At 54.6% G+C, this 14,702-nt stretch carries 12 protein-coding genes; 4 read left to right on the forward strand and 8 right to left on the reverse strand.

Annotated features, from left to right (window positions below; genetic code table 11):
* The first annotated feature begins 379 nt into the window (after positions 1 to 379).
* Together ACQG22_RS23460 and mdtD are read left to right on the forward strand one after the other, a co-directional pair.
* Positions 380 to 1,087: a FadR/GntR family transcriptional regulator gene (locus ACQG22_RS23460; RefSeq protein ID WP_013099390.1), complete on the forward strand. Its 708-nt coding sequence runs from the start codon at positions 380 to 382 to the stop codon at positions 1,085 to 1,087.
* Entirely contained in the window at positions 1,084 to 2,517 is a 1,434-nt protein-coding gene (mdtD, locus tag ACQG22_RS23465; RefSeq protein WP_020690262.1) for a multidrug transporter subunit MdtD, read from the forward strand. Before ACQG22_RS23460 ends, mdtD begins: the two co-directional genes overlap by 4 nt.
* On the opposite strand, the gene rbsR is transcribed toward mdtD, so the two are convergent.
* The 7 genes from rbsR to kup all read right to left on the reverse strand — a co-directional run bounded on the left by rbsR (position 2,483) and on the right by kup (position 10,399).
* Entirely contained in the window at positions 2,483 to 3,475 is a 993-nt protein-coding gene (gene rbsR, locus ACQG22_RS23470; protein ID WP_013099392.1) for a ribose operon transcriptional repressor RbsR, read from the reverse strand. The two genes, mdtD and rbsR, sit on opposite strands and share 35 nt — an antisense overlap.
* A 3-nt stretch (positions 3,476 to 3,478) precedes the next feature.
* Positions 3,479 to 4,408: a ribokinase gene (rbsK, locus tag ACQG22_RS23475; protein ID WP_028028127.1), complete on the reverse strand. Its 930-nt coding sequence runs from the start codon at positions 4,406 to 4,408 to the stop codon at positions 3,479 to 3,481.
* A gap of 107 nt (positions 4,409 to 4,515) precedes the next feature.
* Positions 4,516 to 5,406, reverse strand: a complete 891-nt coding sequence (rbsB, locus tag ACQG22_RS23480; protein ID WP_013099394.1) for a ribose ABC transporter substrate-binding protein RbsB — start codon at positions 5,404 to 5,406, stop codon at positions 4,516 to 4,518.
* A 27-nt stretch (positions 5,407 to 5,433) separates the two neighbouring features.
* Positions 5,434 to 6,399, reverse strand: a complete 966-nt coding sequence (rbsC, locus tag ACQG22_RS23485; RefSeq protein WP_029883505.1) for a ribose ABC transporter permease — start codon at positions 6,397 to 6,399, stop codon at positions 5,434 to 5,436.
* Between the two features lie 4 nt (positions 6,400 to 6,403).
* A complete protein-coding gene (rbsA, locus tag ACQG22_RS23490) occupies positions 6,404 to 7,909 on the reverse strand; it encodes a ribose ABC transporter ATP-binding protein RbsA (RefSeq protein WP_020690258.1) in 1,506 nt (501 codons plus the stop codon).
* Between the two features lie 7 nt (positions 7,910 to 7,916).
* On the reverse strand, positions 7,917 to 8,336 hold the full coding sequence (rbsD, locus tag ACQG22_RS23495; protein ID WP_340346712.1) for a D-ribose pyranase: 420 nt from the start codon (positions 8,334 to 8,336) through the stop codon (positions 7,917 to 7,919).
* A gap of 194 nt (positions 8,337 to 8,530) precedes the next feature.
* Complete coding sequence (gene kup, locus ACQG22_RS23500; RefSeq protein WP_013099398.1) at positions 8,531 to 10,399, reverse strand: low affinity potassium transporter Kup; 1,869 nt, start codon at positions 10,397 to 10,399, stop codon at positions 8,531 to 8,533.
* A gap of 223 nt (positions 10,400 to 10,622) precedes the next feature.
* Here kup and ravA point away from each other — a divergent pair, with 223 nt between their 5' ends.
* Positions 10,623 to 12,119, forward strand: coding sequence for an ATPase RavA (gene ravA, locus ACQG22_RS23505; RefSeq protein ID WP_045901846.1), 1,497 nt, complete (start codon positions 10,623 to 10,625; stop codon positions 12,117 to 12,119).
* A complete protein-coding gene (gene viaA / locus ACQG22_RS23510; protein WP_013099400.1) occupies positions 12,113 to 13,564 on the forward strand; it encodes an ATPase RavA stimulator ViaA in 1,452 nt (483 codons plus the stop codon). The genes ravA and viaA overlap by 7 nt, the downstream gene beginning before the upstream one ends.
* On the opposite strand, the gene asnA is transcribed toward viaA, so the two are convergent.
* Entirely contained in the window at positions 13,565 to 14,557 is a 993-nt protein-coding gene (gene asnA / locus ACQG22_RS23515; RefSeq protein ID WP_013099401.1) for an aspartate--ammonia ligase, read from the reverse strand.
* Between the last annotated feature and the right edge of the window lie 145 nt (positions 14,558 to 14,702).

Raw genomic sequence — 14,702 nt, forward strand, 5'->3', positions numbered from 1 at the left:
GTCCGAGGACGTTAAGAATCCATGTCACTTTGAGTGCCCACACAGATTGTCTGATAAATTGTTAAAGAGCAGTGCCGCTTCGTTTTCGCTGCGGCGCGGGGTGTGCATATTACGCTTTCCCGCTTCAGAGTCAAGCGTTTAATTTGCTTTTCTCTGCTGACCCGGCGGCGTGTGTGCCGTTGTTCCGTGTCAGTGGAGGCGCATTATAGGGAGTTATTCTGAAGTGACAAGAGGAAATTTAAAAAAAGTTTCCGTCCGTGTTTTTTTTCACCAATAGCGATGAAATCAAGCTACAAAGTGTTCTATTTGATGTATCTGCAACCACAATCACATTCACGGTGGCATACTTATCGACAAGAATCATTAAGGAATAAAAGCAATGCCATTGAGCGCACAACAGCTGGCAGCCCAAAAAAACCTGTCTTATGTGCTGGCAGAAAAGCTGGCTCAGCTGATTTTAGCGGGTAAATATGCCCCGGGTAGCATCCTGCCGGGTGAAATGGAGCTGGGCGAGCAGTTTGGCGTGAGTCGTACCGCCGTTCGCGAAGCAGTGAAAACCTTAACAGCAAAAGGCATGGTGCTACCGCGTCCGCGCATTGGTACGCGGGTAATGCCACAAAGCAACTGGAACTTCCTCGATCAGGAACTTCTCTCCTGGTGGATGACAGAAGACAACTTCAATCAGGTCGTCGATCACTTTCTGGTGATGCGCAGCAGTCTTGAGCCGCAGGCCTGCCTGCTTGCCGCCACGCTCGGGACAGCAGAACAAAAAGCCCAGCTCAACACCTTAATGGAAGAGATGGTATTCCTGAAAAAGCACTTCAACCGCGAGCGCTGGGTTGAGGTCGATATGGCCTGGCATGAACATATCTATATGATGAGCGCCAATCCGTTCCTTACCTCTTTTGCTTCTTTATTCCATTCGGTGTACCACACCTACTTTACCTCTATTACTCAGGACGAAGTGGTGAAGCTGGATCTGCATCAGGCCATTGTCGATGCCATTCAGGAGAGCGACGGGCAACGAGCCCTGAGCGCGTGCCAGGCGTTACTGGCCGCGCCAACCCACCAGCAGGTGAATAAATGACAAAGAAAAAAGCACGCAGCATGGCCGGGCTGCCGTGGATTGCAGCCATGGCGTTCTTTATGCAGGCACTGGATGCCACCATCCTCAACACCGCACTTCCCGCCATTGCGCAAAGCCTTAACCGATCGCCGCTGGCGATGCAGTCCGCCATCATCAGTTACACCCTGACGGTTGCAATGCTGATCCCGGTGAGCGGCTGGCTGGCCGATCGCTTCGGCACCCGTCGCGTATTTATGTTGGCCGTAACGCTCTTTACGCTCGGTTCGCTGGCTTGTGCATTATCATCCTCTCTGACCGAACTGGTTATCTTCCGCGTTCTGCAGGGAATTGGCGGCGCGATGATGATGCCCGTGGCGCGCCTGGCACTTTTGCGCGCCTATCCGCGCAGTGAATTGCTTCCCGTGCTCAACTTCGTCACCATGCCCGGCCTGGTCGGCCCGATACTTGGCCCGGTGCTGGGCGGTGTGTTTGTCACCTGGGCCAGCTGGCACTGGATCTTCCTGATTAACATTCCAATTGGCGTAGCGGGGCTGCTGTATGCCCGCAAATATATGCCGAACTTCACCACGCCAAGACGCAGTTTCGATATGGGTGGTTTTTTCCTGTTTGGTCTGAGCCTGGTATTGTTCTCCAGCGGGATGGAGCTGTTTGGTGAGAAGATAGTGGCAACATGGCTTGCGCTGGCTGTCATTCTTGGCGGTATTTTGCTGTTCCTTCTTTATATACGTCATGCACGCCGTCACCCGACACCGCTGATTTCGCTGTCTCTCTTTAATACGCGTACTTTCTCGGTAGGTATCGCGGGGAATATTGCTTCGCGCCTGGGGACGGGCTGCGTACCGTTTTTGATGCCTCTGATGCTGCAGGTCGGTTTCGGCTATCCGGCCCTGATAGCTGGTTGCATGATGGCGCCCACGGCAATGGGCTCAATTCTGGCCAAATCAACCGTCACGCAGGTGCTGCGCTGGTTTGGCTATCGGAAGACGCTGGTTGGCGTAACGGTCTTTATCGGGCTGATGATTGCGCAGTTCTCGCTACAATCTGCCTCGCTTCCCGTCTGGATGCTGATCCTGCCGCTGTTTGTGCTGGGTATGGCAATGTCAACGCAGTTCACGTCGATGAACACGATTACTCTCGCGGATCTGACTGACGACAACGCCAGTAGTGGCAACAGCGTGCTGGCGGTGACTCAACAGTTATCAATCAGCCTTGGGGTGGCTGTCAGTGCCGCGGTACTGCGGTTCTATGAAGGTTTTGACAGCGCGAACACCGTCGAGCAGTTCCACTATACCTTTATCACGATGGGCGTACTTACCGTCGTTTCAGCGCTGGTCTTTATGCTGTTAAAACCGAAAGATGGTCGAAACCTGATTAAAGAACGCCACAAAACAAAAGCTAAACCGAACCCCGTTCCATCAGAACAGGAGTAAGCTGCAGACGTTGCTGCTGCAGCGTGGGCTGCGCCATTCGGTGGATTAATACATCAATGGCCAGCTCACCCAGTTCATCTTTTGGCTGATGGATCGTGGTCAGCGGCGGGGTCATGTAGCTGGCCAGTTCGATATCATCGTAGCCAATCACCGCCATATCGTCAGGAATACGCAATCCCGCCTGGTACAACGCCTTATACGCCCCAAATGCCATGGCATCGTTGCCAATAAAGACGGCCTGCGGGCGTGGTGTCTGCGCCAGCAATGTCTGCATCGCCTCGAAACCGCCCTGAAATTCAAAATCGCCGGTAATACGGTACCCCTCCGGAACCGCGAGTCCCGCCCGAGCCATCGCGGAAAGGTACCCCTCCAGACGTAGCCGCGCCGGGGTTTTATCCAACGGGCCAGTAATGCAGGCGATGCGGGTATGGCCTTTGTCGATCAGATACTGGGTTGCCATATCTCCGCCCAGCAGGGAGTTATCCTGAATCAGATCGCTGGTCCCGTCGAACGGCGCCCAGTCCATCATCACCGTGGGGATAGACGGATAACGCTGAATGATCTCTTTCGAGGGTTGATGCGTTTCGGTACACAGCAGCAGTAATCCGTCGACGCGTTTTTGCATCAGCGTCTCCAGATTACGGTTCATGCGCTGCTCATCCCCTTCGGTATTGCACAGCACCAGACTGTAGCCGCGTTCGAAGCAGCTGCGTTCCACCCCGCGGACAAGTTCAGAATAAAAGGGATTCGTACTGGCGGTGATCAGCATGCCAATGGTGCGCGTCTGGTTGAGCTTCAGGCTGCGGGCCAGCGCAGACGGCGCATAGTTGAGATCTTTCACTGCGGCTTCGACTTTCTCCCGAATCGCCTCGCTGACGAAGCGATCGTTATTAATGACGTGGGAGACTGTCGACGTAGAAACGCCCGCCAGGCGGGCGACATCTTTCATTGTGGCCAAGCGTTACCCCTGCTGACTTAAGAATTCATCGATCTCTTTACGCCACGGAACGGAGGGCTGGGCACCTTTGCGCGTGACGGCGATAGCCGCAGCAGCATGCGCAAAGCGGATAGCATCATCCATTCCCTTTCCTTCCAGCAGCGCTGTCACCAATGCTCCGTTAAACGTATCGCCTGCCGCGATGGTGTCAATCGCCTTGACCTTAAAGCCCGGCACGCGACGGCCTTCGCCGTTTACGCTTGCCCACACGCCGCGGCTACCGAGGGTAATGATAACGGTGCCGATGCCTTTATCATGCAGCGCTTTCGCGGCACGTGCTGCGTCATCATCATTTTCAACACCAATGCCCGTCAGTTTTTCCGCTTCGGTTTCGTTCGGTGTAATGATGTCCACCCGCGCCAGCAGTTCGTCTGATAATACACGGGCAGGCGCAGGATTAAGTACGACAGTGGTATGATTTTGATGCGCAATGTCAGCGGCCGCCAGTACGCTTTCTACGGGCGATTCCAGTTGCATCAGTAACGCGTCGGCATTAGCAATAAGCTCGCGCTGTGCTTCAACGCGGTCCGTCGTAAGACGGGCATTCGCGCCTGCATGAATACCGATGACATTCTCACCTTCCGCGTTGACGAAAATCAGCGCCACGCCGGTCGATTCCCCTGCAACAACGCTGACTGGCGCAACATCGATGTTATCGCTGGCGAGCTGTTTACGCACGCGCTCACCGGTATCGTCATCACCTGTACAGGCGATAAACGCGATATTTGCCCCACTGCGTCCTGCTGCAACCGCCTGGTTGGCACCTTTACCGCCAAATGCCACCTGATAATGGTTGCCGGTGACGGTTTCGCCCGGCGTCGGGAAGGATTCAAGGTTAAGAATGTGATCGGCATTGATACTGCCAAGGACGACGAGGTTGCCTGCGGTTTTCATGGTTGAGCTGTCCATCTGAGAGCGCCACCGGTGTGACCCGGTGGCGTATGCCACACTTTTCTTTATTGGTGTCCCTCAGGCAGCCAGCGACTGCCTGAATCGCCTTTTTACTGCTTGATGACCAGTTTCAGGTCAACTGGATATTTAGCCTGAACTTTTTCGCCCTTCAGCACTTTGTCAGCAGTCTGCACGCCAGTCGCGCCGATCTGCTCAGGCAGCTGAGCGATGGTCGCCGCCAGTTTGCCATCATTTACCGCTTTTTCTCCATCTGGTGTGCCGTCAAATCCGACAACCATCACATCAGATTTACCTGCAGTCTGCAGGGCACGCAGCGCGCCGAGCGCCATTTCGTCGTTCTGTGCGAACACCGCCTGCACGTCTGGGTGCGCGGTCAGCAGGTTCTGCATGACGTTCAGACCTTTAGTACGGTCGAAGTCAGCAGGCTGGCTGGCCAGGACGTTAAATTTGTGAGCCGCAACCGCCTGCTGGAAACCTTCGCCACGTTCGCGGGCTGCGGACGTACCGGCAATACCCTGCAGTTCGATAACTTTCGCGCCTTCACCTGCTTTCTTCGCGATGTAGTCACCCGCGATTTTACCGCCCAGCACGTTATCAGACGCAATGTGGCTCACAACGTCGCCTTTCGTTGCCTGACGGTCCAGGGTGATCACCGGGATCTTCGCCTGGTTTGCCATCTTAACGGCGTTACCCACCGCGTCAGAATCGGTTGGGTTGATCAGCAGGATTTTGGTGCCGCGAACGGTTAAGTCCTGCACGTTAGCCAGCTCTTTCGCCGGGTTGTTCTGTGAATCCAGCACCACCAGGTTGTAGCCCAGTTTGTCGGCTTCTTTCTGTGCGCCATCCTTCAGGGAGACGAAGAACGGGTTGTTTAGCGTGGAGATAACCAGCGCGATGGTGTCTTTCGCCATAGCGTTAGCACTTACGGTTGCGCTCAGCGCGACAGCAGAAACCAGGGTAGCCAGTTTTTTCATGTTCATATCTAAGATGTCCTGTAGTGTCGTCAGTTACTGTTTTTTGTTGTCTACCAGGACCGCCAGCAAAATCACCACTGCTTTAACGATCATCTGGTAATAGGAGGAAACACCTAACAAATTCAAACCATTATTCAGGAAACCGAGAATCAGTGCGCCGATCAATGTCCCAACAATGCGACCTTTACCGCCCGCAAGACTCGTACCGCCCAGAACCACTGCCGCAATGGCATCCAGCTCATACCCCGTACCCGCCGTTGGCTGCGCGGAAGAGAGGCGCGCCACTTCGATGATGCCCGCAAGAGAGGCCAGCAAACCGCACAGTGAGTAAACGATAATTTTAACTTTGTTGACGCTGATACCGGACAGACGCGTTGCCGCTTCGTTACCGCCCAGTGCATAAATATAGCGGCCCAGACGCGTGTGGTGCAGCATGTACCACGCCGCCAGGAAGACGATGGCCATGATCCAGACCGGCGTCGGGATACCCAGCGGGCGACCGATACCGAACCAGCCAAACAGATCGGCGTTGTCCGTAAAGCCGGTGTTAACCGGGCTGCCGTTGGTATACACCATGGTGACACCGCGCAGCAGCAGCATCATGACCAGCGTCGCAATAAACGCCTGAACACGACCTTTCGCCACAATAACCCCGGTGACAGCACCAATTGCCGCACCCAGCGCCAGCGCAGCGGCAACGGCCACCAGCGCGTTGACCTCAATCCCGACGATTGAAGCAGCAACCGCACCGGTGAGCGCCAGCAGGGAACCGACGGACAGATCGATACCCGATGTCAGGATCACCAGCGTCATCCCGACCGCCATAATGGCGTTCACGGAGGTCTGCTGAAGAATGTTGAACAGGTTATTAACGGTGAAGAAATTGGGGCTCATGGTCGACACAATCGCGATCAGCACCAGCAGGGCAATCAGCGATTTTTGTTCCATCAGCCATGCCTTTGTGAAATAACGGCGACCAGAAACAGCCTGGGTAGTCATCTTCTTACTCCTGATTCACGCGATTAAGCTTGCCCACAGCGGCAGCCATCAGAACTTCCTGGGTGGCCTGCTCGCGAGTGAATTCACCGCCGAGATGCCCTTCATGCATGACGATAATGCGATCGCTCATGCCTAATACCTCTGGCATCTCGGAAGAGACCAGAATGATGCTCAGACCGTCGGCCTTGAACTGGTTAATCAGCTGATAGATCTCTTTTTTAGCCCCTACGTCCACGCCGCGGGTAGGTTCATCAAGGATCAACACTTTCGGGCGCGTCATCAGCCCGCGTGCAATCGCCACTTTCTGTTGATTACCGCCGGACAGCAGGCCAATCGCCTGTTCCATCGAGGGGGTTTTCACATTAAAGAGGCGGATAAAATCGCTGACTGCCTGCTGTTCATCTTTATGTTTCAGGCTGCCGCCGCTGCGGCTGAAATAGCGCAGGGCGGTAAGAGACATGTTCTCTTTCACCGACATGCCCAGCACTAAGCCGTCGCGCTTACGGTCTTCGGAGATATAAACAATACCATTCGCCAGGCCATCCTGCGGAGAGCGCGTCACCACTTCATGCCCGTCGAGAGTGACATAACCGCTGGATCGCGGCAGCGCACCGTACAGCACTTTCATCAGCTCGGTACGGCCGGCGCCCATTAGCCCTGCCACGCCAAGAATTTCCCCTTTGCGCAGGGTAAAGGAGACATTATCCACGCCCGGGCCACAGAGATTATCCACCTTCAGGCGGATCTCACCCGGTGCTTTGTCGAGGTGCGGGTATTGATCTTCGAGCTTGCGTCCCACCATCATTTCGATAAGCGTATCTTCCGTCAGCGATGCCACTTCACGCTCGGCAATAAACTGCCCGTCGCGGAAGACGGTAACGTCGTCGCAGATCTCGAAAATCTCTTTCATACGGTGAGAGATATAGACAATTCCACGTCCCTGCGATTTCAGCTCGCGGATGACGCGGAACAGGGATTCGGTTTCGGTATCGGTCAGGGCGTCCGTCGGTTCATCCATAATGATGACCTTCGACTCAAAGCTCAGCACTTTCGCGATCTCCACCATCTGCTGGTCGCCAATGGAGAGTTCGCCCACCAGACGGTCGCTTTTGAAGCGCAGGTTGAGCTTCGCCAGCAGCTTATCCGCTTCGGCATACATCGTTTTCCAGTCAATTTTGCCAAACCGGTTAACAAATTCGCGGCCAAGGAAGATGTTCTCCGCAATAGTGAGCTGCGGGATCAGGTTCAGTTCCTGGTGAATAATGCCGATCCCCGCTTCCTGCGAAGCTTTTGGACCGCTGAAGGTGGTCTCTTTACCCAGCCACAAAAGTGAACCGGCATCGCGTTGATAGATACCGGTCAGTACTTTCATCATGGTGGATTTGCCGGCGCCATTCTCGCCCACCAGCGCCATTACGCGTCCGGCATAAACGTTCAGCGCCGCGCCAGAAAGGGCTTTTACGCCCGGGAACGATTTATCGATCCCTTTAAGTTGCAGTAATGCGTCCATGATGGCCTCAGAAGGTGACGCCAGCACAGAGAATGATATTCGCATACGGGGAACACTCCCCGCTGCGAATCACCGCCTGACTGTCTGCGGTTTGTTGTTTGAACTGTTCATGCGTTGTGTAACGAATTTCTATGGTGTTTCCCTGGTGTTGTTGCAGTTGCTCAATGTGATTGAGCAACGTTTCGTGGAGTTGCGGATTATGTTGTTTGATTTCCGCTGCGAGAATGGCCGCCTCAACCTGCATCTCCGCGGTCACTACATCCAGTACCTGCATAAACGAGGGCACGCCCTGCGTTAACGCCATATCAATACGGGTTGTGTTGCGCGGAACCGGTAAGCCTGCATCGCAAACCACCAGCGTATCGGTATGCCCAAGACGGGAAATAACCGACGAGATTTCTGAGTTGAGAACCGTGCCTTTCTTCATTTTCTTGCTCCACTAGCGAAACGTTTCGCTGAAATCAGTTTAGTCTTAAGAGTGTTCAGAAAACCACCATGACGTAACAGAATTGTGATCGGTGTCGAAACGTTTCGCTAAGTGAAATGAGACGTAAATTTTGGCGGGAATATTGAGTATGAATAGGCCGGGTAAGCGAAGCGCCACCCGGCATTTTAAGAAGCTTAAATCTCGACCTGGGTTCCCAGTTCAATCACGCGATTAGGCGGGATCTCAAACTGGTCCGGCGCACGCAGGGCATTTCGCTGCAGAATAAGATACAGCTTGCCGCGCAGGCGCAAATACCACGGACGTTTACCGATAATCAGCGACTCATGCGACATAAAGAACGATGTTTCCATCATGCGGCAGCTTAAGCCTTCCAGACCGCAGCGGTGGAAGACCTCTTCCACGTTCGGCGTCTCACGCCAGCCGTAGCTCGCCACCACGCGCCAGAAGGTTGGCGACAGTTGCTCAATTTGAACACGGCGCACATTGTGAACATACGGTGCATCTTCGGTGCGCAGGGTCAGCAGGATAACCCGCTCATGCAGCACCTTGTTGTGCTTGAGGTTATGCATCAATGCGAACGGAATAACGTTCAACGCACGAGACATATACACCGCCGTGCCCGGTACGCGAACCGGTGGGGATTTCTCCAGCGAGGCAATCATCGCCTCCAGGGAGTTTCCATGTTCATGCATACGACGCAGCAGACGGAAACGCTCGCTTTTCCACGTGGTCATCACAATGAACATCAACAGACCAAGCGTCAGCGGTAGCCAGCCGCCGGAGACAATCTTATCGAGGTTTGCCGAGAACAGCGGTACGTCGATGCACAGGAAGCCCACCAGAATCATCGCCACGAGGAACTTGTTCCAGTGCCAGTTTCGGTACGCCACCGTGGTGGAAAGAAGCGAAGTCAGCACCATGGTGCCTGTTACCGCAATACCGTACGCCGCGGCCAGGTTGCTGGAGTGCTCAAAGCTGACGATCACGATCACCACAGCAAAATAGAGCAGCCAGTTAACAAACGGGATGTAGATCTGGCCTGACTCCATCTCTGAGGTATGGATGATACGCATGGGAGAGAGATACCCCAGACGCACGGCCTGGCGCGTCAGAGAGAACACGCCGGAAATGACCGCCTGAGATGCGATAACGGTGGCCAGCGTGGCCAGAATAAGCATCGGCACCAGCGCCCAATCCGGGGCCAGCAGGAAGAAGGGGTTTTTAATCGCTTCCGGGTTTTTCAGCAGCAGCGCCCCCTGCCCGAAGTAGTTCAATACAAGCGATGGCAGGACAACTAAAAACCACGCCACGCGAATCGGCAGTTTGCCGAAGTGCCCCATATCTGCATACAGCGCTTCGACACCGGTAATAGAGAGCACAACGGCGCCGAGCGCCACGAAGGAAACGACTTTGTATTCAAGGAAGAAATGGATAGCCCAGTATGGGTTCAGCGCCTGCAGAACCTCCGGGTTGCCAATAACTCCGCGCAAACCGAGCGCCGCCAGAATCAGGAACCAGGCCAGCATAATCGGTGCGAACAGTTTCCCCACCAGCCCGGTACCGTGCTTCTGGATAATAAACAGCAACGTCAGAACGATTATCGCCAGCGGAACCACCCACGTATCAAGCTGCGGTGCGATAATCTCAAGCCCCTCAATCGCCGAAAGCACCGAGATAGCAGGCGTGATGACCACTTCCCCATAGAAGAAGCTGCCACCAATCAGGCCAATAATAACCAGTACCGACGTCATTCTGGCCGAGGTGTTGCGCCCCGCAAGAGACATCAGGGTCAGGATCCCCCCCTCACCTGCGTTATCTGCACGCATCACAAAGGAGAGGTATTTAACAGAAACCACCAGGATCAGCAGCCAGAAGATGAGGGACAGGAAGCCAAATACGGCATCGCGTTCAACACCAAAGCCAAACTGGCCGGACAGACATTCACGAAGCGTATAAAGCGGGCTGGTGCCGATATCACCGTAGACAACCCCGATCGCCGCAAGCGTAATTGCGGGTAATGATTGCTTATTATCAGTGCTCATAGACTAGTCTTTTCGTTTAAATAACAAATGTGTTCCTGTTCCCTTGGTCCACAAAAAGCGCACAGTATGCACGATTCGTTGCAAAATCGAACCCCTAAATGCAACCGCATTAATGTAGCGCAAAGAAAATTGCGCCGCACTTCAGCCTATTACCAGCCCTGACTGAAACGTCTATACTCGCTTCAATTAGCCGCCACGACGGCGAAAGGATGCAAAAACTATTATGGCTCACTCACATTTATTAGCAGAAAGAATTTCCCGTCTCAGCAGCGCACTGGAGAAAGGTCTTTTCGAACGCAGTCACGCCATCCGCCTCTGTTTACTGGCGGCGTTGAGCGGTGAAAGCGTATTTCTGCTTGGCCCGCCGGGCATTGCCAAAAGCCTGATTGCCCGTAGGCTGAAATTTGCCTTTCAGAATGCACGCGCCTTCGAATACCTGATGACCCGCTTTTCCACCCCTGAAGAGGTTTTCGGCCCGCTGTCCATCCAGGCGCTGAAAGATGAGGGGCGTTATCAACGCCTTACCGAGGGGTATCTGCCGGAAGCAGAGATTGTTTTTCTCGATGAGATCTGGAAAGCGGGACCGGCCATTCTGAATACCCTGCTCACGGCGATTAACGAACGCCGGTTCCGTAACGGCGCCAGCGAAGAGAAAATCCCGATGCGCCTGCTGGTGGCCGCCTCGAACGAACTTCCCGAGGCCGACAGCAGCCTTGAAGCGCTGTATGACCGCATGCTGATCCGCCTGTGGCTGGACAAAGTGCAGGATAAATCGAACTTCCGCTCCATGCTGATCAGCCAGCAGGATGAAAATGAAAACCCGGTAACCGCTTCACTGCAGGTCACGGACGAGGAGTATCAGCAGTGGCAGGTGGATATCGGCAAAATCACACTGCCGGACGCGGTCTTTGAGTTGATCTACCAGCTCCGTCAGCAGCTCGATCTCCTTCCTTCTGCACCTTATGTTTCCGACCGTCGCTGGAAAAAAGCAATTCGTCTGCTGCAGGCCAGCGCCCTGTTCAGCGGGCGCGACGCGGTTGCCCCTATCGATCTGATCCTGCTGAAAGACTGCCTCTGGCACGATGCCGAAGGGATGAATCTGATGCAGCAGCAGCTTGAAATATTGATGACCGGACACGCCTGGGGCCAGCAATCAATGCTCAACCAGCTTGGGGCGATAGCCCAACGGCGCATTCAGCTACAGCAGCAGCAAAGTGATAAAACAGCACTGAAGGTGAACCGTCTTGGCGGCATGTTCGCCCGTAAACCGCACTACGAACTGCCCGCTGAGCTGACCAGCCCAACGCTGACGCTGCTTCTCCAGCAGCCGCTTAAACTCCATGACATGCAGGTGGTGCACATTACGCTTGAGCGTGACGCGCTGGCCCAGTGGCTTGATAAGGGCGGAGAGATCCGCGGTAAGCTTAACGGTATAGGCTTCGCGCAGCCGCTGAATATGGAAGTGGACAGCAGTCAGCACCTGGTGATCCGCGACGTAAGCCTGCAGGGGTCACGCCTTGCCCTCCCGGGAAGCGCCTCTGACAGCATTCCGGAAGAGATCACGCAGCAGCTGGAGGCGCTGGATACCGAATGGCATCAGCAGCATACGCGCTTCAGCGAACAGCAAAAGTGCCTCTTTATTCACAGCGACTGGTTAGGTCGCATTGAAGCCAGCCTGCAGGATGTGAGCGCGCAGATCAAACAGGCTCGTCAATGCTAACGCTGGATACGCTTAACGTCATGCTGGCCGTCAGCGAAGATGGGTTGATCGAAGAGGTGATCATTACTCTTCTGGCGTCTCCTCAGCTGGCGGCTTTTTTTGAAAAATTCCCGAAGCTAAAAAAAGCGATGACGGACGATCTCCCGCGCTGGCGGGACAACCTGCGACAGCGGTTTAAAGAGACCGAAGTGCCACAGGAGTTAACCGAAGAGGTGGCCTGCTATCAGCAGTGCCAGCGCCTTTCCACGTCGCAGTTTATTGTTCAGATCCCGCAAACCCTGACGTTACTCGATAAAGTACACTCCCCATTTGCCAGCCAGGCCCGGGCGCTAGTCACCGATAACGCCACCTTCACCCCCGCCTTACACACACTCTTTTTACAGCGCTGGCGTCTCAGTCTTGTGGTTCAGGCCACGACGCTGAACCAGCAACTGCTGGATGAAGAGCGTGAACAATTGCTCAGCGAAGTTCAGGAACGCATGACCTTAAGCGGTCAGCTGGAGCAGGTACTGGTAGAGAATGAAAACGCCGCCGGACGTCTCTGGGATATGAGTGCAGGCCAAATCAGGCGTGGGGATTATCAGCTGATTGTCCGGTATGGTGATTTCCTGGCGCAGCAGCCCGAGCTGATGAAGCTTGCGGAACAGCTGGGTCGCTCAAGGGAGGCTAAATCGGTCCCAAAGAAGGATGCCCCGATGGAAACCTTCCGCACCCTGGTGCGGGAACCGGCCACCGTGCCGGAACAGGTGGATGGGCTCCAGCAAAGCGATGACATTTTACGCCTGCTGCCTACGGAGCTGAGCACGCTCGGGATGACCGAGCTGGAATATGAGTTTTATCGTCGGCTGGTGGAAAAACAGCTTCTGACCTATCGCCTGCATGGCGAAGCCTGGCGCGAAAAAATCAGTCAACGTCCGGTGGTCCATCAGGATTTTGATGAGCAACCGCGCGGCCCATTTATTGTTTGTGTGGATACATCTGGATCGATGGGCGGTTTCAACGAACAGTGTGCCAAAGCGTTCTGCCTGGCGCTGATGCGCGTGGCGCTCGCTGACCGGCGTCGCTGCTTTATCATGCTCTTTTCCAGCGAAGTGGTGAGCTATGAGCTGACCCATCAGCAGGGTATTGAGCAGGCGATCCGCTTTTTAAGCCAGCGTTTTCGCGGCGGTACCGATCTGGCCAGCTGTTTTCGCAGCATTGTGGAACGTATGCAGGGCGGCGACTGGTACGACGCTGACGCGGTGGTGATTTCCGATTTTATTGCCCAGCGGCTGCCGGATGACGTGGTGAATAAAGTGAAGGAGTTACAGCGGGTGCATCAGCACCGTTTCCACGCAGTGGCGATGTCCGCCCATGGAAAACCCGGCATCATGCGCATCTTCGATCATATCTGGCGCTTTGATACCGGGTTGCGTAGCCGCCTGCTCAGGCGCTGGCAGCGTTAATTACAGAAGCGAGCTGACGCTTTCACGTACCTGCTGCGGCCAGACACCACACTGCACCTGACCAATATGCGACAGTTGCAGCAGCAGCATGGTCAGACGGGACTGGCCGATGCCGCCGCCAATGGTCTGCGGCATCTCACCGCGCAGCAGCGCCTGGTGCCATTCCAGCGTGAGACGATCTTCATCACCGGTCACCGCCAGCTGGCGTTTCAGCGCATCAGCATCCACGCGGATCCCCATTGAGGAGAGTTCAAACGCATCTTCCAGCACGGGGTTCCAGACCAGAATATCGCCGTTGAGACCGGCAAATTCGCCCTCGCTCATGGTGCTCCAGTCATCATAATCCGGTGCACGAACATCATGACGTTTACCATCCGACAGCTTACCGCCGATCCCCATCAGGAAGACGGCACCCAGTTCTTTAGCGATCGCACGTTCACGACCTTTAGCATCCAGATCCGGGAAACGACTCAGCAACTCCTGGCTGTGAACAAAGTGGATCGATTCCGGCAGGAACGGTGCCAGACCAAACTCTTTGCTTACGGCCGCTTCGGTCGCTTTGATCCCGGCGTAGATCGCCTCAACGGTGGATTTCAGCGTGCCGACATGGCGCTCGCCATCACCCATTACGCGCTCCCAGTCCCACTGGTCAACGTAAACGGAGTGAATGGCAGACAAGCGGTCTTCATCGGGGCGAAGGGCTTTCATGTGCGTGTAGAGTCCTTCGCCCGCGCTGAAGTCGTGCTGTCCCAGGGTTTGACGCTTCCACTTCGCGAGGGAATGAACCACTTCGAACTGGGCGTCTGGCAGTGTTTTCACTTTCACCTGCACCGCTTTTTCGCATCCGGACAAGTTATCCTGCGTCCCATCACCCACGCGGCTGAGAATCGGTGCCTGAACTTCAATCAGACCCAGCTTCTCTTCCAGCTGGCGGGAAAAATGGGATTTAACGAAACTGATCTGGCGTTGTTTTGCGATATAAGCGGTTTTCATTATTTATACTCCTGCGTCCTGTTGGTATTGATTAAGCAACAGAAAAGGCATTCAATTCAATAATCAAACAACAAAAAGCCACCTTCACTTTTGATTCGTTAAAATTTAACGCTAGAATAGAGTGATTCATTAATCTTCATAAGAA

Source organism: Enterobacter cloacae complex sp. 309I3 (assembly GCF_050031595.1).
GTDB classification, from domain to species: domain Bacteria; phylum Pseudomonadota; class Gammaproteobacteria; order Enterobacterales; family Enterobacteriaceae; genus Enterobacter; species Enterobacter cloacae.